Below are 19,164 nucleotides of genomic sequence, written 5' to 3'. Positions count from 1 at the left end.
GGCTGTGGCTCAGTTACCGGTGGGCAGCGCGATGTTGAATCCGTCTGCCGCAAGTTGCTCTCTGAGGAACTGGAATCTCTGGTACTGCGTGACGGTGATCGGGCCCGAATAGCCTTCGCTCTGAAGTTTCCGTGGCGGGTACTTCAGGTAGGTCTGCATCAGCTCCTTGATCGCCTCGTTGATGGTCACGAGGGTCCAGGTGTGTTCGGTGTAGTTGTTCATGAAGATGTCGTAGCGTTCCTGCGGGTCCTGCCAGAGATCGAAGATCTGCGGGACGGTCGCGACGTACGCTTCCGCACCTTTCCAGCCCAGGTTGGTGTCGACCGCCAGGCCGCCCGTGCTTGCGCCGTTGTCACCGCGCAGGTTGAAGACAGCCTTGTAGTGGCCGACGCGCACCGCCCCCGGCGTCAGTTCGTTCTCACTGAAGTAGAACCATGACTTGCGCTCCGACTTGCCCGATCCCAACAACACCGGCGACATGTCCTGGCTGTCGAAGATGATCGGTTCGCCTTCGCGATCGTTCTCCGGCAATTGCACGCCGGCCAGCGCGGCGAACGTCGCCAGGTAGTCGAGGCCGCCGACGATGTCGGAGTTACGTGATCCCGCCTTGACCCCCGGGCCCCAGGCGATTGCCGGAACGCGATTGCCACCCTCCCGCACCGTGCCCTTGGTGCCGCGAAACGGTGTATAGCCGGCGTCGGGATAGACGTCCTGCCAGGCGCCGTTGTCCGTCGTCCAGAACACGTATGTGTTCTTGTCGAGGCCCAGCGAGCGGATCTTGTCCATGATGCGGCCGATCCGGGTGTCGTTCTCCACGATCGAATCCGCATACTTCGACTTCGAGAGCGACTTGCCCTTGAAATCGGGGTGCGGCATGTTCGGCTGATGCACCTTCATGAAGTTGACGTGCAAGAAAAATGGGGATTCGGACTTCGCGTTGTCGTCTAGGTATTCGAGCGCGTCCTGCTCGACATACTCGTCGTAGAACGGAATCCCCACGATCCCTTTCTCAGGTGTGTTGACGTATTGGCCGTTGACCTTGAACTCCTCTTTGGCCTTCTCGCCCGCTTTGCCCGACAGCGCCCCCTGAGTCACGCGCGCGAACATCTCCCGAAGTTCCTCGTCCATGTCCGGGAACCATTCCGGGTCGGCGTAGGTGTATGCGTTGAGGTGATACAGCCCGCAATGCCGCATTTCGTCGTAACCGTGCGCGGTGGGCAGCGCATAGTCGGATTCACCGAGGTGCCACTTGCCGGTGAAGAATGTCTTGTAATCGGCGGTCTTGAGCACGGACGCAAGAGTCCACTCGGCCGCCGGCAACCCGCCGCCCTGGCCCTGGAAGGCCACGGTCGTCATGCCGCTGCGATTCGGGATACGTCCGGTGAGCATCGCCGCGCGCCCGGGGGTGCAACTCGGTTGGGCGTAGAACGACAGGAACTGCATGCCTTCGTCGGCCATTTTGTCGAGATTGGGGGTGGGCATTCCTCGGTTTTCGCCACCTCCGTACACGCCTGCATCGCCGTAACCGAAGTCATCGGAGACGATGAGAACAATGTTCGGCTTGGTATTGCCTGACTTTTCTGCCATGTGTACCTCCGGTGACGTGCAGTCAGCTCGCTGGCTGCAGATTGCCCTCATCGATCGACGACGAGGCCGTGGGCGAGGAGACACGCCCTGTCTGGTCCATACCCCCGCCACCTTGCCATCAATCCGGGATCGGCGGAACCAAGACCGATTATTCGCGTGTCGCACCACCAAAATCGTTGTCTCTCATCCGAAAAGGGTGAGACGAAGAAGTAGAATCGGCGCCGGACGCAGGCCCCGGCCTGTCGCGCGCCATGCAGCGAATTCGGGCGTCGTCGGCGCGCCGGAGCCGGCATCGTACTCAATGGCGAGATGATGCAGATGTGGTTGTTGATGCGAATGTGACCAATGACGTGCCGGTACCCGAGCATCCCAGTTCGGCGTCAGAGCAGAAGCGGGTCTGGTCGATGCCCAAGCCTGCAGTGACGCGAACGCAGGCCGACAGGGTCGGACAAATCGCGCTCAACGCCGGCACGGCCGTCCTCGGGTTCATCGCCGACATCGCCCGATTTGGCGCTCGTGGGTTGAGGCAGGCGTCGCGTGCGATCGAGACTGTGCCGCCGGCCGTACGCCTACTGACCGTGGTGGGCGTGACCATGCTCCTGGGCATTGTCGGCGCCATCGCGCTACCGAGCTCACTCGGCCTCGCCTGCATCGTCGTGGTGGTCCCGGTGTGCTCGTTCGCCCTCGGCGCGCTCGGGCACCGTTGGTACAGCGGACTCGACGTGCAACCCGCGCCGCGGGTGGAAGGCCCGACCGCCGGACCCTCGACGCCGGAGCTGCAGCGGTCGGTCGAATATGTCGACAAGAAGCTCGCGATCGCACTCAACGCATTCGGCGCCGAACGTCAACAACACGCGATGATCGCGCTGTTTCAGGCCAAGACGGCCGTCGAGCTCACGCTCGGGACAGAGCAGGACGCGGTGAGCCACATCGACGCGCTGCTGTCCGTGGAGGATCACGAGGCACGGCCGCGAATCCGGCCCGGCTCCGCGTCCAGATCCTTGCGAGAAAGCAATTCCCTGGCGGCCTCATGAACAACGGACACACCCTCTCCGGCCAGGTCGCGCTCATCGAGGACGACTACACATTGGTCATCAATCGTGGCGCTGAGGCAGGTGTCGTGCCAGGCATGATCTTCGCCGTGCACTCAGAGTCGGGCCAGGTGATCACCGACCCCGAATCGGGCCGGGAATTGGGCAGACTCACGCGCGAGAAGCTTCGAGTCCGGGTGTTCGATGTGCAGCCACTGTTCTCCCGCGCACACACATTCGCCAGAACCGACGACTTCTACGGCCTGTTCCAGGCCACGGCCGTGGTCACGATAGACGTCGGCGACAGCCTCGAACTGGTGCCCGACGAAGCCGAACCTATTCGGGCCACGTCCGGATAGTGGCCCGGACCCCAGCGAGTTTCGGCCCTCAGCCCTTGTCGTCTCGGCTCTCCCCGTATTCGGCGAGGTACTGCTCACACACTGTGATCATCGCCGCTCCGATCTCCTCGTACTGCTTGTCGCGCAGGTTCGCCAACGAGACCCGGATCGACCACTCAGGCCCTTCGAACCCCCCGCCGTTGAGCAGCACCACACCGGTCTGCTCGGCCAACCTGAACAGGATGTCCGTGGGCTCGTAGTTGGCCTTGACGAACTCGAAGAACTTCGGATCCGAGGTGCGCTCCGCGGCCCACACCAGGAAGTCGAGTTCGACGTAGTAGGCGACCCGGTTCGGGTCGGGGTCGATGTCGATCTGCATGCCGCGCTGTAACGCCTTGTATCTCCTGGCAATCAGCGCCTGCGCCTGGTGCTTGTAGTAGTCCTCCTTGTCCAGCAGGCAATAGGCGGAGAACAACAGCATCTGGCACTGTTGGGGCAGCGACAGCCCCGCGGTGTGGTTGAGCGCCACATTGCGGCTGTCGGCCACCAAGCGGTCGATGAACTTGATGTTGCGCGGTGTCAACGTCAATGGCGCATAACGCTTGTCAAGATGGATCTTGTCCTCCTCCGGCAGCGCGGCCAGCTTCTCGTCGAGCACGTTGTCGGCGGGGATGCCGATGGTGCCCAGCCGCCAGCCGGTGGCGCCGAAGTACTTCGAGAACGAGTAGACGGTGATGGTGTTGCGGGGCGCGGCGCCCATCAACGATTGGAAGCCGTCGATGAACGTGCCGTAAACGTCATCGGTGATGACGATGAGGTCCTGCCGCTTGGTGTTGACGATGTCGGCGATCCGCTCAAGGGTCCCGGGCGCAATCCGTACCGAAGGGGGGTTCGTCGGGTTGACGCAGTAGAGAATCTTGATGTCCGGGTCCAGCAGCTTGTCGATTTCCGAGTCGGGGAACTGCCAGGAGTGTCGGCCGTCCTCGAAGGTGCCCGACGCTTCGATGTAGACGCGCTCGAAATCGAACTCGTCGAGTTCCGTGATCTCCAGATAGGGCGTGAAGATCGGCACCATCAGCGCAACCTTGTCGCCGCGGTGCATCAGGCGATTGAGCATCAGCGAGTCGAAGATGTAACACATCGCCGCGGTACCGCCCTCGACGGCGAACAGGTCGTAATCACCGAGTTCCTTGCCGGGCACCAGTTCCTGCATCAGGTAGCGCTTGGTGATCTCGTGGTTGTGCTTGAGCATGCGGTCGGGTTCGGGATAATGGTCGCCGATGATCGAGTCAGCCAGCTCCCACACGAAAGAGTCTGCGTCGAAACCGCATTCGTCCACGCCGTAGGCCAACGTCTGGGAGAGCAGTTTGATCCCCGGCTGCCCCTTGTGGTCGGCCAACCACGCCCGGAACCGGTCCGCGATGCCGGTCTTCTGTGGCACGCCGACGAGTTCGTGATCCCACTCCCGGTCGGCACGAGATTCTTCGAGCGCGAACGTTCCGAGGGCGAAGAATGCCTCCCGCGGGGTGGTGGCGATGAAGTTGGGATTGCCGCGGCCGGCGTTGAGCATGTGGAACGTCGAGCGCTCCTCGAGTTCGTCGGCCAGTTCGATCAGCTTGGACTTGAGTTCGAACGGCGAGAGCTGCTGAAGTTCGACGATCTCCTCACGGGAGATGTGCTCAAAGGTCATCGAAGGTCCTCTCAGGGATCGTGTCGGCTAAGCCATGAATGCGACGACGACAGCGCCGCCGATGGATAGGAAAATGTTCCCGATGGCGTAGGGCACCGTGAAACCCAGCAGGGGCACACTGGATTTCGCGGCCTCGCGCACCGATCCGACCGCTGCCGTCGTGGTCTGCGCGCCGGTCAGCATGCCCAGCGTCAGTACCGGATCGAACTTGAAGACGTACCTGGCCATAAACGTCATCACCACCAGGGGCACCATCGTGACCACCACGCCGGCCAGGAACAGGGAGACACCGTAGTTCTGCAGCCCTTTGATGAAGCCGGGGCCCGAGGTGATGCCCACGATGGCGATGAACGCGGTCAGGCCGACGCCTTCGAAGAACCACTGTGCGCCAGGGGGAATGCGGCCGAAGGTGGGCGATTTCGATCGGCGCCAGCCGATCAGCAGACCCATCAGCAACGCACCCACGCTGGTGGTGAGCGACAGCGGGATGTCCTCCACCATGACGGTGGGAAGCCCGATCAGCGCGCCGACGGCGACGCCGAGGCCGACGGTCACCATGTCGGTCTCCGGTGTGGTGCGCTCCGGATAGCCAACGAGGGAAACGGCGTTCTCGACCAGGTGACGCTCCCCGACCAGACGGACCTCGTCGCCCTGCCTCAGCTTCACCTCGGAAGCGATCGGGATCTCGTGGCCGGCCCGCATGATGCGCTTGAGGTAGACACCGCGGAAGTCGGGGGCGGCGGAAGCCTGTGCGATCGTCATGCCGTCGACGCTGCGTTTGGTGAGCACGACGTCGAGTTCTTCGAGCGGATAGGACAGCAAGTCCGGGTCGTCGACCTCCTCGCACAGCTCGGCGACCGGTCCGCCGATGACCCATTCCCGCCGCCCGCTCACCGCGACGTCGTCACCCGGGAACACCCGGAGATCGGCTGCCGCAGGAACGATCTTGCCGTCGTGGCGGACCTGCGCAATGGACACGCGGCCACCGGTCGCCTGTCGCAAGAAGCTCTCGATCTCGGTGACCGTCATGCCTTCGCCGTGCCGCTCCGGCCTTCCTCGCACGATCCGATAGGACCGGCGCACGATCTGGTCATAGGCCGGTAGGACGTTGGCGACCTCCTCTTGGAAACCCAGTTTCTTCTCGAGAGCCTTCGCCGATGCCGGGAGATCCCGGATACCCAGCAGGCGGGGGGCGATGCTGCCGCAATAGATCGCCGCGCCGATGGTGCCGAAGATGTAGGTGACCGCATACCCGACCGACACCAGGTCCTGCCACTGCCTCATGGTGTCGGCGGCGATGTCGAGGTCGGCGATCGACGTCTGGGCGACACCGATGATCGCCGACTGCGTCAGAGCCCCGGATGCCAGGCCGGCCGCCAGGCCCGGATCGTAGTCGAGCACCTTGGCCAGCGCGATCACCGTGGCCAGGCCGACGACTATCAGGATGACCGTGAACACCGCCTGCGGCAGGCCGTCACCTTTGAGACCCGAAAAGAACTGCGGCCCAAGCTTGTACCCGAGTGCGAACAGGAACAGCAGGAAGAACACCTGCTTGACCACACCGTCGATGTGGATGCTGTCCCCATCTGTCTGGAACACCGCACCGATGATGACGCCACAGAGCAGCGTCGCGGTGACCGCACCGAGGCCCAGACCCCGGTACTGGAATTTCCCGAAGAAATAGCCGCCGGCCAGCGCCAGAAAGATCGGTATCTCAGGATGGTCGATGAATGCCTGCGCGATGTTGTGCAAGACGTTTCCCTACGCATGCTGACGGACAGGATTGGCAACACCGCCACCGTATTACCCGAACCCAGGTGTGTCCGGGTTTCTTTCACATCTGCCCCACTCGCAAAGACCACGGGCGGTTCGATTTGCCCTCACAGCCAAATGATTTCGCGCCCTCCACCCGTCGAACGGGAAACCCGTCGTGGGAGTAGAACCAGGATTTTCTGCCCGCATGTCGAAATCCCGGCGGCCATGACAGAAGAGTGGGATCGTACAGACATGCGATCAACAGAGGTCGTCAGGGCGTTCTCGGGCGACGTCTGGAACGCCGACGAAGCCGAGCTGTACCACTCGTTACTCACGACGTAGCGCGCTGTGCGGGCACGATTGGGGCGGCGGGCAATGGCGGCGAGCGCGCTCGCCCTATCCGCCGTCGTCAGCGCGCCGAACGCCGCGGCCGAACCGATCGCAACCTGCACCAGCGACGTTGTCGATGGCGTCGAGGTCGATTACTGCGTCGGCAACCCGAACTCGCCCGCCGACACCGTCACCGGTGTACCGGGGGTCAACGTGGACTTCGAATTCGGTTTCGGCGTCGGTCTGGGCTGACCATCAACCGGGTACGGCAAAGGCGGCCTCCGTTTTCTCGGAAACCGCCTCTGACCTGCTACTTCATCTGTCGGGCTGACAGGATTTGAACCTGCGACCACTTGACCCCCAGTCAAGTGCGCTACCAAGCTGCGCCACAGCCCGCGTGCTTCCGGCTTGCACCGGCAGCGAGTCGAAAGCTTACCGTAGAGACTCGCTTTCGCCCCAATCGCGCCCCCTGCGCGTCACCACCCGGGCGGTGTCCGGCTCGTCTGCCAGCTGTTCGTCGGCAGGCTCCTCGGCGTCGAGCTGCTCGGGCAGGTATTCCGGCGCCCGGGACGTGCGCCAGGCGTACAGGACCAACCCGGCCCAGGCGACCACGATCGTGACGTAGATGGCCGTCGAGGCCGCTCCGTGAATGCCAAAGTACTTGAGCAGCTTCTGGGCGTTGGTCAGCACGATCACGCCTCCCACTGCGGTACCCAGTAGCGCGGGGCTGACCTTCGACACCAGCCAGGCTGCGAGCGGCGCGGCCAGCACGCCGCCCACCGCCAGGCCGGCCACGACCGGGAGGTTGTGCAGGAAGTCCTGCCGCAGGCCCACCAGGAAGCCCAGCGACGCCGACACCGCCACCAGGAACTCCGACGCGCTCACCGAACCGATCACGGTGCGAGGCGCGGTCTTGCCGCGGGACAGCAGCGTGCTGGTGGTGATGGGGCCCCAGCCGCCTCCACCGGAGGCGTCGATGAAACCGCCGAACAGGCCGAGCGGGGTGAGGAACTTCGCGGTGTGCGGGGTGCTGCCCGACCGCAGGGCCGGCGGCGTGCGCAACGAGAACCGCAGCAGCACATACACACCGATGCACAGCAGGATCGTGGCCATCAGCGGCGCGGCGTCCTCGGTGGACAGCGAGGAGAGCACTGTTGCCCCGGCGAACGCGCCGATGGCGCCCGGCACTCCGAGCTTGAGCACGATGTGCCAGTCGATGTTCTTGAACCGCCAATGCGACAGACCCGACGCCAGCGTGGTGCCGACCTCCGCCAGATGCACCGCGGCGCTGGCCTGCGCCGAAGCCACCCCGCTGAGCACCAGCAGCGTCGAGGCGGTCACACCGAAGGCCATTCCGAGCGCACCGTCGACCAACTGGGCGCCGAGGCCGACGAGCGTGAAGATCAGAAGCGAACGCATGGGTTCGGCTGCTTTCGATTGTGGTCACCGCCCCGGGTGACCCGACGGAAGGTTGGGCGCGTGTCTATCGACCCGCGCGACACCACTCGTCGAAAGCCATCAACCGGCGCGACGGCCAGAAGGGCTCGAGGGCAGCCAGAGCAGACGGTGCGGTGCGGTAGGCGAGTTCAGCCACCGGTCACCCCTTCCTGCTCGACAGTTGACGTGACTTTACCTGAGGCTTCGGACAGGCAAGGCCCGGCCCTACAGGCTCAGCAACCGGTACAGGCCGATCAGTCCCACCACCACGATCACAGCGCGCAGCGCGTTCGGTGACAGCCGGCGCCCGTAGTGCGCGCCGAGGAAGCCACCGATCAACGAACCGACCGCGATCAGGCCCGCTGCTTCCCAGCTGATCCGGTCGAACGCGACGATCGTGTACGCGAGGGCAGCGACGATGTTGACCAGCAACGACAGCAGGTTCTTGGCGGCATTCATCCGCTGGATGGACTCCGGCAGCAACGCACCCATCACCGCTATCAGGAGGATTCCCTGGGCAGCGGTGAAGTAGCCGCCGTAGATGCCCACGGCGAACGTGCCGATCACCAGGATGGCCATACGACGTGGGCTGACATGGTCGGCAGACTGCCCGGACGCCTCGGCGCGCTTTCGAGCCCAGGCCTGAATCCGCGGGCCGACGACGACCAGGACCAGTGCCAGGATCAGCAGGACCGGCACCACCGTGACGAAGACCTTCTCCGGCAGGTGCAGCAGCAGCCACGAGCCCAGCCCGGCACCGATCAGCGAACCGGGTATCTGCCAGCGCAGCCGCTTCCACTGACCGCGAAGCTCGCGGCGATATCCCCAGGTACCCGACACCCCGCCGGCGACCAGCCCGACGGCATTGGACATCGTCGACGTGACAGGCGGAATCCCCAGCGTCACGAGCGTGGGGAAGGTGATCAGCGTGCCGGACCCGACGATGGCGTTGATCGCGCCCGCACCGACACCGGCCAGCGCGATCAGGATCATGTGGGTGACGGACACCCGGGCCACCCTATCGGCTAGCGCCTCTTGGGTGCTCCGCGCTTCTCGCGGACCCGGACGTTGATCCGCACCGGGCTGCCGTCGAAACCGAACTGCTCACGCAGACGGCGCTCCAGGAACCGCCGGTAGCCGGCCTCCAGGAACCCCGAGGTGAACAGCACGAAGGTCGGCGGCCGGGTGGCTGCCTGAGTGGCGAACAGGATCTTGGGCTGCTTGCCGCCGCGCACCGGCGGTGGCGTCGCTGCCACGATCTCTTTGAGGAAGTTGTTGAGCTGGCCGGTCGAGATCCGCTTGTCCCAGGACGCCAGTGACGCCTCCAGCGCCGGCACCAGCTTCTGCACCGCCCGGCCGGTCATGGCCGAGATGTTGACCCGCGGCGCCCACTGCACCTGTGCCAGTTCACGGTCGATCTCTTTGTCCAGCAGGTAGCGCCGGTCCTCGTCGACCAGATCCCATTTGTTGAACGCGACGACCAGTGCACGCCCGGCCTCGATCACCATCGACAGCACCCGCAGATCCTGCTCGGTCAGCGGCTGGGAGGCATCGATCAGCATGATCGCGACTTCGGCAGCGTCGATCGCGCCATGGGTGCGCACCGAGGCGTAGAACTCGTGACCGCTGGCCTGCCCGACCTTGCGGCGCAGACCCGCAGTGTCGACGAAACGCCAAGTCTTACCGCCCAATTCGATCAGCGAGTCGACGGGATCAACCGTGGTGCCCGCGACGTCGTGCACCACCGAACGCTCGTCACCGGCCAGCCGGTTCAGCAGTGAGCTCTTGCCGACGTTCGGCTTGCCCACGAGCGCCACCCGGCGTGGGCCGCCGCCACCGGCGCCGGCCACCTCCGAGACGGTCGGGAGCTTTTCCATCACCACGTCCAGCAGATCGGCCACGCCCCGGCCGTGCATTGCGCTGATCGGGTGCGGCTCGCCGATACCCAGCGACCACAGTGCCGTGGCATCGGACTCACCGCGCTGCGTGTCGACTTTGTTGGCCGCCAAGAAAACCGGCTTGCCCGACTTTCGCAGCATCCGGGCCGCCGCCTCGTCGGCCGATGTTGCGCCCACGACTGCATCGACCACCAGGATGATCGCGTCGGCAGTGCGCATCGCCACCAGCGCTTGGTCGGCCACCAACTGCTGCAGACCCTTGGCGTCGGGTTCCCATCCTCCGGTGTCCTGCACCATGAAGCGGCGCCCGAGCCAGTTCGCGTCATAGGACACCCGGTCGCGGGTCACCCCGGGAATGTCCTGCACGACGGCTTCGCGACGCCCCAGAATCCGGTTCACCAGAGTGGATTTCCCGACATTGGGCCGGCCGACGACGGCCAGCACCGGAGGCGGCGCGGCGGCCTCCTCGAGAACCTCGGCGACCTCGTCGCTGAACTCCCAGTCGCTCTCGTCCGACCAGGTTCCGTCACCGTCGGAGCTCATCGGCGCACCCCCGCATGCTGGGTCACCAGGTCGAGAAGGTGTGCCACGACCTGTGTTTGGTCCATATCGCTGGTGTCGACCACCACCGCATCCTCGGCCGCCCGCAGCGGGGAGACGGCCCTTGTGGAATCCAGGTGGTCGCGCCGCTGCACATCGGCAAGCACCGTCGCATAGTCGTCGGGCAGACCACTCGCGATGTTCTGGGCGTTGCGACGCCGGGCCCGCTCCTCGGCCGAGGCGGTCAGGAAGATCTTGACGTCGGCCTTGGGCAGTACGACGGTTCCGATGTCGCGGCCCTCGACCACCACACGTCCCCCCGCAGACGCCAACTCGCGCTGCAGGTCGACCAGCCGGGCCCGCACCGTCGGGACCGCAGAGACCGCGGAGACCGCGCGGGTCACCTCGTCACCGCGAATCTCGTCTGAGACGTCTTCGCCGGCCAGGAACGCGCGGTCCTCACCGGGATCCGAACCCACACCGATCACCGCACCTGAGGCCACCGCGTCGATCGCCGCGGCATCGTCCAGGTCGGCCCCGGCGCGCAGCACTGCCAGCGTGACGATGCGGTACATCGCGCCGGTATCCAGGTAGCTCGCACCCAGGGCTTGCGCCAAACCTCTTGAAACCGAAGACTTTCCGGTCCCGGCCGGTCCATCGACCGCCACCACCAGAGATCCGCTCACATTCCCACCGCCTGATAAAGCTCGCCGATTTCCTTGCGGCTGAGCGCCCTGATACTGCCCGGCCGCTGGTCCCCCAGCGCCACCGAACCGATGTCGGTGCGGACCAGCTCCTGCACCGGGAAATCCACTGCGGCCAGCATGCGCCGCACGATGCGGTTACGACCCTCGTGCAGGGTGACCCGCACCAAGGTCTTGCCGGGAACCGTGTCCACCACCGCGAAGTCGTCGACGCGCGCCGGACCGTCGTCGAGTTCGACACCGCCGCGCAGCTTCTTGCCGAGTCCGCGCGGCACCGTTCCGACCACGGTCGCCACATAGGTCTTGGGGATCTCGTACGACGGGTGCATCAGCCGGTGGGCGAGCTCCCCGTCATTGGTCAGCAGCAGCAGCCCCTCGGTGTCGGCGTCGAGCCGGCCGACGTGAAAGAGCTTCTTGTTGCCCCGAACCCGGTGTTCGACCAGATCGCCGACGCAGGGGCGGCCTTTCTCGTCGGACATCGTGGACAGCATGCCGATCGGCTTGTTGATCGCCAGGTAGACCAGCGTGTCATCGATGACCACCCGTGAGCCGTCCACCCGGATCTCCGCGACCGCCGGATCGACACGGGTGCCGAGCTCGGTCACCAATCTGCCGTCGACCTCGACCCGGCCGTCGGTGATCATCCGCTCGGCCACGCGGCGGGAGGCAATTCCCGCTTGCGACAGCACTTTCTGCAGTCGTACGCCTTCTTCAGCCATGTCAGTCCTTGTCCACGTCGAAGGCCAGCGGCTGATTGCTGCCGGATGAGCCACCGTTGAGTTTGGCGAAACGCGGCTCGTCACCGAGAGATTCGCTCAGATCGTCGATCACGTCGACATCGGGCAGCAGCGGCGCGATATCGGGCAGGTCGGTCAGCGAGGACAGGCCCAGCCGTTCCAGGAACAGCTCGGTGGTGGCGAACGTCACTGCACCCGAATCCGAGTCGGTGCCCGCCTCGGTGATCAGACCGCGCGCCACCAGGGTCCGGATCACCGCGTCCACGTTGACGCCGCGCACTGCGCTCACCCGCGCCCGGGTCACCGGCTGGCGGTAGGCCACCACGGCCAGGGTCTCCAGGGCCGCCCGGGTCAGTTTGGTCCGCGCGCCGTCAAGAAGGAGCCGCTCGACGTATGGGGCGTAGCGCGCCCGGGTGTACATCCGCCAGCCACCTGCGGCCTCGCGCAGGTCGATGCCGCTGTCCCGCGCGGCGAGCTCATCAGCCATCAGACGCAACTTGGCCATCACCCGGTAGGCAGGCTGATCGGTCGCCGAGGCCAGCGCATCCACTGTCACCGGCGTGTCCACCACCAGCAACAACGCTTCGAGGACGGCACCCAGTTCACCGTCTTCGAGCTCGGGAACCGTCGCCACATCGATGCCCAGGTCATCTCCGACCGGGAACACATCACCCGGGGCATCATCGGACCGCTCTCCGGAATCGGAGATCTCGTCAGTCATTGTTCTCGCTATTCTTCCGCATCAGCGGTTGCCAGATGTTCGCTGGTCGGCCGATCTCCGGTCCACGAAACCTGGAGCACTCCAAGCGCTTCTGGTTGCTCGAATATTACCGCTCTGGCCCGGAACAGTTCGAGCAGCGCCAGGAAGCGGCCGACGATCTGGAGTCCGTCGGTGCACTCTGCCACGAGTTCGGAGAAAGTTGCCCATTGGCCGACCCCGCGCTGTTCGAGCAGGGCGATGATCCGGTGTGCCTGTTCGGGCACCGACACCTTGGGTGCATGGATGTGGTCGATGCCGACTGTGGGCACCGGGCGTGGCGTGAAGGCGGCAGCCGCGATCTCGGCGAATTTGCCGGCGTCGACGCCGAGCATCACCTCGGGCAGCAGGTCGGAGAAGCGGTCCTCCAGCGACACCGCACGCGGATAGCTGCGCAGCGCCGCGGCCTCCAGTTCGGCGAACATCAACGCGACGTGTTTGAACGCCCGGTACTGCAACAGTCGTGCGAACAGGAGGTCGCGGACCTCGAGCAGGGCGAGGTCTTCTTCGTCGTGTACCTCACCCGACGGCAGCAGCCGGGCCGCCTTCAAATCCAGCAGCGTGGCCGCGATCACCAGGAACGTCGTGGTCTCGTCGAGTTCGAGCCGGGCGCCGATCTCCTTGGTGTACGCGATGAAATCATCGGTGACCTGGTGCAATGCCACCTCGGTGACATCAAGGCGGTGCGCGAAGATCAGCTGCAACAGCAGGTCGAACGGCCCCTCGAAGTTGGTGAGCCGAACCTTGAAGCGGTTCTGCTGATCCCCCTCGGCCGGCTCGGGCCCGACCGCGGCAGCTGGTTCGACATGATCGGCGGTCGGAGTGGCCGGGGTGTTCAGGACATCGTTCACGCGCCGAACCGGTCGATGACTTCGCGTGCCAGCGATCGGTACGCGATGGCACCGCCCGATTTGGGCGCCCAGGTGGTGATCGGCTCGCCTGCCACGCTGGTCTCCGGGAAACGGACTGTCCGGGTGATCACGGTGTCGAACACGAGGTCGCCGAAGCGCTCCACTACGCGAGCCATGACCTCGCGCGCGTTGACCGTGCGCGGGTCGTAGCGGGTGACGAGGATGCCGCTGATGGACAGTTTCGGGTTGAGCCGGTCGTGGACCTTGTCCACGGTGTCGGTCAGCAGCGCCAGCCCGCGCAGCGAGAAGTACTCACATTCGGTGGGGATGATCACACCGTCGGCACAGGCCAGCCCGTTGACCGTGAGCAGACCCAGCGACGGCTGGCAGTCGATCAGCACGTAGTCGTAGCGGTCGAGCACCGGGTAGAGGGCACGGGCCAGGGACTGTTCGCGGCCCACCTCGTTGACCAGCTGGATCTCGGCGGCCGACAGGTCGATGTTGCTGGGCACGAGGTCCATGCCGCTGACCCGGGTCTTGATCACCACGTCGTCGATCGACACCCGCGGCTCGATCAGCAGGTTGTGCACGGTGTGCTCGAGCTCGTAGTGCGGCACCCCGAGACCCGCCGACAGTGCGCCCTGCGGATCCAGGTCGACCAGCAGCACTCGACGGCCGTACTCGGCCAGGCTGGCACCCAGGTTGATGGTCGAGGTGGTCTTGCCGACCCCGCCCTTCTGATTGCACATCGCGATGACCTTGGCCGGGCCATGTGTCGAACGGGCCGGCGGCTCGGGGATGTCTCGCGGTGGCCGGCCGGTCAGGCCGAGTTCGGGTGAGCTGTGTTCAAAGAGGCCGTCGTGTGCGCTGTCGTCGTTCATACCCGACCACCGCTGGTCAGGCATCCCGCAGTATTCGCGCACATCCCGGCAAGTTTAACGTCGTCACCCTGCCAGGACGGGCAGACCCGCGGGCAGCCCGCAGTTTTGCCCTCTGGCGACAGCAAAACTTCCACAGTCGACAATCAAACCCATCCGCCCGGCCCTCGGCTCCGAACTACCGTTGTGGACAAACCGTGGGTGCCGGATTACTCCTCCGCTGTCCGAGTCGTCGACTTCATCGTCGACTACCTCGCACATGTGGGTGTTCGCCATCTGTTCGGCGTCGGCGGCGCCAACATCGAAGACCTCTATGACGCCGCGTACTTCCATACCGGGATCACCGCCGTACTGGCCAAGCATGAGTTCTCGGCAGCCACCATGGCCGATGGGTACAGCCGAGCAAGCGCCGGGCTCGGCGTGGTCGCCGCAACGTCCGGCGGTGCGAGCCTCAACCTGATCCCCGGACTGGGCGAGTCGCTCGCCAGCCGGGTTCCGGTTCTGGCCGTGGTCGGTCAGCCGCCCAGCACGCAGGACGGACGCGGCAGCTTTCAAGACACCAGCGGGCGCAACGGCTCGCTCAACGCCAAAGCCTTGTTCAGCGAGGTGTCGGTGCACTGCTCGCGCGTGCTCAGCCCCGACGAGCTCGCCGTCGAGCTGCCGCGGGCCGTCGAAGCGGCGCGAACCGGGGGGCCCGCCGTGCTGCTCATCCCCAAAGATGTCCAACAGAGCAGGCTCGCTGCTGCGCACGTCAAGCAGATCGGCGGACGTCAGTCGCCCGCCGAACCCCATGCCATCGCCGAAGCACTCGTGGCTCTCGGCGGGCCCGTCACGATCATCGCCGGCGAGCAAATCGCCCGTGACGACGCCCGCGTCGAACTCGAAGAACTACGCCTGGCCACGGGCGCACGCGTGGCCACGGTGCCCGACGCCAAGGACGTATCCGCCGCCGACCTGGGCGTGACGGGTGTCATGGGCCATCGCGGTGTGGCCGAGGCGGTCACGGCCAGTGCCATGTGTCTTCTGATCGGGACGAGGCTGCCACTGACCGCCGGCGCCGGGCTCGACGAGGCACTGGCGACGGTCCCGACTTTCTCCATCGGGTCGGCGGTGCCGTATCGGCCATGCCGCCATGTCCATACCGACGACCTGAGGGCATCGCTGGCGCAGGTGACCCGCGCCGTACGAGCAAAATCGGACCCGCACCGACAACAGATTCCCGCCCCGGTTCGGGCCGAGCTGGCCCCTCCGCCGTCTGACGGAGCCGGTGTGCGCTACCGGGATGCGATGAAGCTGCTCGACGAGGCGCTGCCCGACGACGCCGATGTCGTTGTCGACGCCGGTAACACCGGAGCCTCGGCGATTCACCATCTGCCCGCACGCCAGTCGGGACGGTTCGTCGTCGCGCTCGGCATGGGTGGGATGGGTTACAGCTTCGGCGCTGCCATCGGCATGGCCTTCGCCCGGAAGAAACGGCGCACCGTTGTCATCGCCGGTGACGGCGCCTTCTTCATGCACGGCATGGAGATACACACCGCTGTGCAATACCGGTTGCCGATCACCTTCGTGCTGTTCAACAACAACGCCCACGCGATGTGTGTCACCCGCGAGCAGCTTTTTTACCAAGACCGCTACAGCTACAACCGATTCACCGCCAGCCGTCTCGGCCAGGGTGTGGCGTCGATGTTTCCCGGTCTGACGGCTGAGGATGTCGACGCGAAAGAGCACCTTCCACAGGCACTCGCACGCGCTCTGGCCGCCGAGGGCCCATCGGTCGTGAGCATCGAGTGCTCGGCCGACGAGATTCCGCCATTTGCGCCCTTTTTAGCTCCAGCCCAATCCATTTCGATCGCACAGAAGGATCAGTCATATGTCGCTGCCCGCGCTTGAGGACATCGCCCTTCACTCCGGAACCACCACGGCCATCGACGGCATCGTCCGGATCGAAACATCGCCGCGGGAGAACGCCACTCCGATCATCATGGAGATGATGCGGTCCGTGTACCCACACGACCTGGTGTTCGGCGAATACTGCACCATCAACGACTACATCGATTGCCCGCCTGAGGATCTGTTCGATTACCTGTCGGACACGCGTTGCCTCGAGGAATGGACTTACAGCCTGCGGGGATTCCGGCCGACCGATGAGGCCGGCCTGTGGGCGGCGTATGACCGCTTGGGGACCGAGACTGAGATCTTCACTCGCACAACGGCGAACAAACAGGCTATGACCGTCGACTACCACTGTGCCTGGGATCAGGGCAAGCACCTTTGGATGGTCTATCTCATGCGGGTCGTCGATGCACAGACGGTTTTGAACAAACCGGGTTCCGTTGTGCTGTGGACCAATTGCCATCACCCGTTCTATGACAACAACCCCTACCCCGAGACTGCCCCACCCGAACGGCCGGTGTGGGTTGGTGACTTCTGGGACATGTTCGGAGCGGGCCATCTCCTGGAACTCAAAAACCTCAAGGCGATCGCCGAATACCGCCACCGCAATGGACTACCCGTGACACCGGCCTGGATGAAATGAGACCAACGATGAGCCAAACCACTGTCAGCCTGGTCGACGTCTCCACCTATCTGCCCGGCGAACCCATCAGCGCCGAGTACTACGCCCAGTTCGCCGAATCCGATGAACTGCGTGACAACCTCATGTTCCGGGCACCGAAATTCCGCCATCACGTCGCCCCGGACGAAACGGCGATCGACATGATCGAACGCGCCACAACGGGTCTCATCGAACGGCACGGGCAGGACGTCGTCGCGAACGTGGACGTGCTCATCACCCACACCCAGATGCCCGACATACCGTTCTACGGCTCCGGCGGGGGCATCGCGCACCGGCTTGGCATGCGCCCGGACTGGGTTCTCGATCTGCACAATGGCGGGTGCGCCGCGTTCGTACTGGGCATGCAGACCGCCCGCCGGCTGTTGTCGTCGGGAGCAGGAAGCACTGCGCTGGTCGCGGTCGCGCAGAATGCGGCCGGCCAGGTGTTCGACCAACCAGGGGTGCGACGTAAGGCGCAGGCCGCCGTGCCGGGCGACGGCGCAGCAGTCGGGTTGCTGACGATCTCGGACAAATCGCCGATCCTCGACGTCGAATGCCGCACTTACGGTGAGTATGCCGGCGACATGGCCATCGCGGTCGACCCGCCCCGCAAATGGTGGCAGCCGGGCCCCGGCGAAGGGTACATCGGCTTCACCGAATCCAAGATCACCAAAGTACTGGCTCGGGGAAACCGCCAAGTGCCGGAGGTCTCCTATGCGGTGTGCGACCGAATCGGCATGCACCCCAAAGACATCGACCTACTGGTCACAAATCAGCCCAACCGGGTGTTCCTCCGCAACTGGAGCGAGGCGCTTGAATTGCCGAGCGACCGGCATGTCCACACCTTCGACGAATGCGGCAACCTCTTCGCCGCAGGCATCCCGGTCAACCTCGACCGTGCCATCCAGAACGGTCAGGTGAGCGCCGGTGACACCGTATTGATGGCGGCCTTTGCCCACGCCGGCGACTTCGCCGCTGCGGCCGCGGTCCGCTGGGGCGGCAGGCTGACGTGCAACCGCTGACGCAGATCACCGCCCGCCCACACGAGGTCGTGCCAATATCGGACAACCCGTTGGCACTGTCGCTCAACGAAAATCCTTTCGCGCCACTGCCTGCCGTGCACGCGGCCATCGTCGAGGCCACCGCGTCGGCCAACCGCTATCCCGAGTTCCTGCCCGAACAGCTTCGGCGCCTCATCGCCACACACGTCGGCGTGCTCGACGAACAGGTGATCGTCGCTGCCGGAGCGACGGGCGTGATGATGCAAGTCCTGCATACGGTGACTTCACCGGGTGACCGGATCGTCCTGGCCACTCCGACGTTCGACGGGTATCCCATCTTTGCCCAGATGGCGCGACTGACGCCGGTTACGGTGCCGCTCGATCGACATGGACATCAAGATCTCGACGCCATGGCCGAGGAAGCCACCGATGCCCGCGTGGTCGTGATCTGCCGGCCCCACAACCCCACCGGTACCGTCGAAACCGCCGGACAAGTGCAGCGATTCCTGAACCGGGTGCCGTCCGACGTCGTGGTAGTAGTCGATGAGGCCTACATCGAATTCGTGCATCCCGCGTACCGTCTCGATTGCCGGGAGTTGGTCCGCCGGCACGCCAACGTCATCGTGGTGCGCACCTTCTCGAAGGCGTACGGACTGGCCGGCATGCGCACCGGTTACGGCATCTCCTCACCACGGTCGGCGCAGGCACTGTGGGCGATGCAATTGCCGTTCGGCTCCACCTTCACCAGCCTGGCCGCGGTCGCGGCGTCCTATGCCGCCGAAGACCAACTGCAGGAACGTATCCGCTTCATCACTGCGGAGCGGGCTTATCTACGCGCCCGACTCAGCGACCTCGGTGTGGCCAGCACTGATTCGCATGCAAATTTCGTCTACCTGCCTCCGGCCGGCAAACCGTGGCGCGAGGCATTCGAGGGAACCGGACTGCAGGTGCGCTCCTACAGCGACGGTGGAGTGCGAATCACTGTCGCCGGCCGCCCGTCGACCATCGCGGTGCTGGCTGCCATCGGCAAGTCGGTCGCCGCGGGTGTGTGACGAGGCGATGCCACCCCGGGTACG

Annotated in this window: 18 protein-coding genes and 1 tRNA gene; 7 read left to right on the top strand and 12 right to left on the bottom strand. The window is 65.0% G+C overall.

Translation table 11 applies throughout. From position 1 onward, the window contains the following. Positions 1-9: 9 nt before the first annotated feature. Positions 10-1,755: an arylsulfatase gene (locus tag ACZYZF_RS25040; RefSeq protein ID WP_463747742.1), complete on the bottom strand. Its 1,746-nt coding sequence runs from the start codon at positions 1,753-1,755 to the stop codon at positions 10-12. 152 nt (positions 1,756-1,907) lie between these two features. Between ACZYZF_RS25040 and ACZYZF_RS25035 the strand changes: the two genes are divergently transcribed. Then, positions 1,908-2,621 carry a hypothetical protein gene (locus tag ACZYZF_RS25035; RefSeq protein ID WP_463747741.1) on the top strand — a complete coding sequence of 238 codons (714 nt, stop codon included), beginning with the start codon at positions 1,908-1,910 and terminating at the stop codon, positions 2,619-2,621. Next, complete coding sequence (locus tag ACZYZF_RS25030) at positions 2,618-2,977, top strand: hypothetical protein (protein ID WP_463747740.1); 360 nt, start codon at positions 2,618-2,620, stop codon at positions 2,975-2,977. The genes ACZYZF_RS25035 and ACZYZF_RS25030 overlap by 4 nt, the downstream gene beginning before the upstream one ends. 28 nt (positions 2,978-3,005) lie before the next feature. Here ACZYZF_RS25030 and aspD read toward each other — a convergent pair whose 3' ends face one another. Together aspD and aspT are read right to left on the bottom strand one after the other, a co-directional pair. Continuing rightward, complete coding sequence (gene aspD, locus ACZYZF_RS25025) at positions 3,006-4,646, bottom strand: aspartate 4-decarboxylase (protein ID WP_463837134.1); 1,641 nt, start codon at positions 4,644-4,646, stop codon at positions 3,006-3,008. 27 nt (positions 4,647-4,673) lie between these two features. After that, positions 4,674-6,398 (bottom strand): aspartate-alanine antiporter, encoded by a 1,725-nt coding sequence (aspT, locus tag ACZYZF_RS25020; protein ID WP_463747738.1) that lies wholly within the window; start codon positions 6,396-6,398, stop codon positions 4,674-4,676. A 378-nt stretch (positions 6,399-6,776) separates the two neighbouring features. Here aspT and ACZYZF_RS25015 point away from each other — a divergent pair, with 378 nt between their 5' ends. Then, entirely contained in the window at positions 6,777-6,983 is a 207-nt protein-coding gene (locus ACZYZF_RS25015; protein ID WP_463837133.1) for a hypothetical protein, read from the top strand. A 70-nt stretch (positions 6,984-7,053) separates the two neighbouring features. Here the strand turns inward: ACZYZF_RS25015 and ACZYZF_RS25010 are convergent. The 9 genes from ACZYZF_RS25010 to ACZYZF_RS24970 all read right to left on the bottom strand — a co-directional run bounded on the left by ACZYZF_RS25010 (position 7,054) and on the right by ACZYZF_RS24970 (position 14,536). Further along, positions 7,054-7,127: transfer RNA gene (locus ACZYZF_RS25010), tRNA-Pro, on the bottom strand. 36 nt (positions 7,128-7,163) lie between these two features. Beyond that, entirely contained in the window at positions 7,164-8,150 is a 987-nt protein-coding gene (locus tag ACZYZF_RS25005; protein ID WP_463747736.1) for a sulfite exporter TauE/SafE family protein, read from the bottom strand. A 243-nt stretch (positions 8,151-8,393) separates the two neighbouring features. Then, positions 8,394-9,161 carry a sulfite exporter TauE/SafE family protein gene (locus tag ACZYZF_RS25000; protein ID WP_463747902.1) on the bottom strand — a complete coding sequence of 256 codons (768 nt, stop codon included), beginning with the start codon at positions 9,159-9,161 and terminating at the stop codon, positions 8,394-8,396. Between the two features lie 32 nt (positions 9,162-9,193). Next, positions 9,194-10,609 (bottom strand): ribosome biogenesis GTPase Der, encoded by a 1,416-nt coding sequence (der, locus tag ACZYZF_RS24995; protein WP_463747735.1) that lies wholly within the window; start codon positions 10,607-10,609, stop codon positions 9,194-9,196. Then, positions 10,606-11,292, bottom strand: a complete 687-nt coding sequence (gene cmk, locus ACZYZF_RS24990) for a (d)CMP kinase (RefSeq protein WP_463747734.1) — start codon at positions 11,290-11,292, stop codon at positions 10,606-10,608. Before cmk ends, der begins: the two co-directional genes overlap by 4 nt. Continuing rightward, positions 11,289-12,029 (bottom strand): pseudouridine synthase, encoded by a 741-nt coding sequence (locus ACZYZF_RS24985; RefSeq protein WP_463747733.1) that lies wholly within the window; start codon positions 12,027-12,029, stop codon positions 11,289-11,291. Before ACZYZF_RS24985 ends, cmk begins: the two co-directional genes overlap by 4 nt. A 1-nt stretch (position 12,030) precedes the next feature. Further along, positions 12,031-12,768 carry an SMC-Scp complex subunit ScpB gene (gene scpB, locus ACZYZF_RS24980; RefSeq protein WP_463747732.1) on the bottom strand — a complete coding sequence of 246 codons (738 nt, stop codon included), beginning with the start codon at positions 12,766-12,768 and terminating at the stop codon, positions 12,031-12,033. A gap of 8 nt (positions 12,769-12,776) precedes the next feature. Next, positions 12,777-13,655: a segregation/condensation protein A gene (locus ACZYZF_RS24975; RefSeq protein WP_463747731.1), complete on the bottom strand. Its 879-nt coding sequence runs from the start codon at positions 13,653-13,655 to the stop codon at positions 12,777-12,779. Continuing rightward, positions 13,652-14,536 (bottom strand): ParA family protein, encoded by an 885-nt coding sequence (locus ACZYZF_RS24970; protein ID WP_463747730.1) that lies wholly within the window; start codon positions 14,534-14,536, stop codon positions 13,652-13,654. The genes ACZYZF_RS24975 and ACZYZF_RS24970 overlap by 4 nt, the downstream gene beginning before the upstream one ends. 183 nt (positions 14,537-14,719) lie before the next feature. Here ACZYZF_RS24970 and ACZYZF_RS24965 point away from each other — a divergent pair, with 183 nt between their 5' ends. The 4 genes from ACZYZF_RS24965 to ACZYZF_RS24950 are packed head-to-tail and all read left to right on the top strand — an operon-like array spanning position 14,720 to position 19,140. Further along, positions 14,720-16,423 (top strand): thiamine pyrophosphate-binding protein, encoded by a 1,704-nt coding sequence (locus tag ACZYZF_RS24965; RefSeq protein WP_463747729.1) that lies wholly within the window; start codon positions 14,720-14,722, stop codon positions 16,421-16,423. Continuing rightward, a complete protein-coding gene (locus tag ACZYZF_RS24960; RefSeq protein ID WP_463747728.1) occupies positions 16,404-17,069 on the top strand; it encodes an SRPBCC family protein in 666 nt (221 codons plus the stop codon). The genes ACZYZF_RS24965 and ACZYZF_RS24960 overlap by 20 nt, the downstream gene beginning before the upstream one ends. 8 nt (positions 17,070-17,077) lie before the next feature. After that, positions 17,078-18,109, top strand: coding sequence for a 3-oxoacyl-ACP synthase III family protein (locus tag ACZYZF_RS24955; protein WP_463747727.1), 1,032 nt, complete (start codon positions 17,078-17,080; stop codon positions 18,107-18,109). After that, the gene (locus ACZYZF_RS24950; RefSeq protein WP_463747726.1) at positions 18,097-19,140 is read left to right on the top strand and encodes an aminotransferase class I/II-fold pyridoxal phosphate-dependent enzyme; all 1,044 of its coding nucleotides are present in this window, start codon (positions 18,097-18,099) and stop codon (positions 19,138-19,140) included. The genes ACZYZF_RS24955 and ACZYZF_RS24950 overlap by 13 nt, the downstream gene beginning before the upstream one ends. Positions 19,141-19,164: the final 24 nt, after the last annotated feature.

Source organism: Mycobacterium sp. IDUB_24, from assembly GCF_055419385.1.
This window is presented reverse-complemented; position numbering and strand designations above follow the sequence as displayed.

Bases quoted from the DNA above. Each gene is read 5' to 3' on its own strand.
- ACZYZF_RS24955 (WP_463747727.1), top strand. From the start codon at position 17,078: ATGAGCCAAACCACTGTCAGCCTGGTCGACGTCTCCACCTATCTGCCC.
- ACZYZF_RS25000 (WP_463747902.1), bottom strand. From the start codon at position 9,161: ATGATCCTGATCGCGCTGGCCGGTGTCGGTGCGGGCGCGATCAACGCC.
- ACZYZF_RS25005 (WP_463747736.1), bottom strand. From the start codon at position 8,150: ATGCGTTCGCTTCTGATCTTCACGCTCGTCGGCCTCGGCGCCCAGTTG.
- ACZYZF_RS24970 (WP_463747730.1), bottom strand. From the start codon at position 14,536: ATGAACGACGACAGCGCACACGACGGCCTCTTTGAACACAGCTCACCC.
- ACZYZF_RS25030 (WP_463747740.1), top strand. From the start codon at position 2,618: ATGAACAACGGACACACCCTCTCCGGCCAGGTCGCGCTCATCGAGGAC.
- ACZYZF_RS24960 (WP_463747728.1), top strand. From the start codon at position 16,404: ATGTCGCTGCCCGCGCTTGAGGACATCGCCCTTCACTCCGGAACCACC.
- ACZYZF_RS25015 (WP_463837133.1), top strand. From the start codon at position 6,777: ATGGCGGCGAGCGCGCTCGCCCTATCCGCCGTCGTCAGCGCGCCGAAC.
- scpB (WP_463747732.1), bottom strand. From the start codon at position 12,768: ATGACTGACGAGATCTCCGATTCCGGAGAGCGGTCCGATGATGCCCCG.
- aspD (WP_463837134.1), bottom strand. From the start codon at position 4,646: ATGACCTTTGAGCACATCTCCCGTGAGGAGATCGTCGAACTTCAGCAG.
- der (WP_463747735.1), bottom strand. From the start codon at position 10,609: ATGAGCTCCGACGGTGACGGAACCTGGTCGGACGAGAGCGACTGGGAG.
- ACZYZF_RS24985 (WP_463747733.1), bottom strand. From the start codon at position 12,029: ATGGCTGAAGAAGGCGTACGACTGCAGAAAGTGCTGTCGCAAGCGGGA.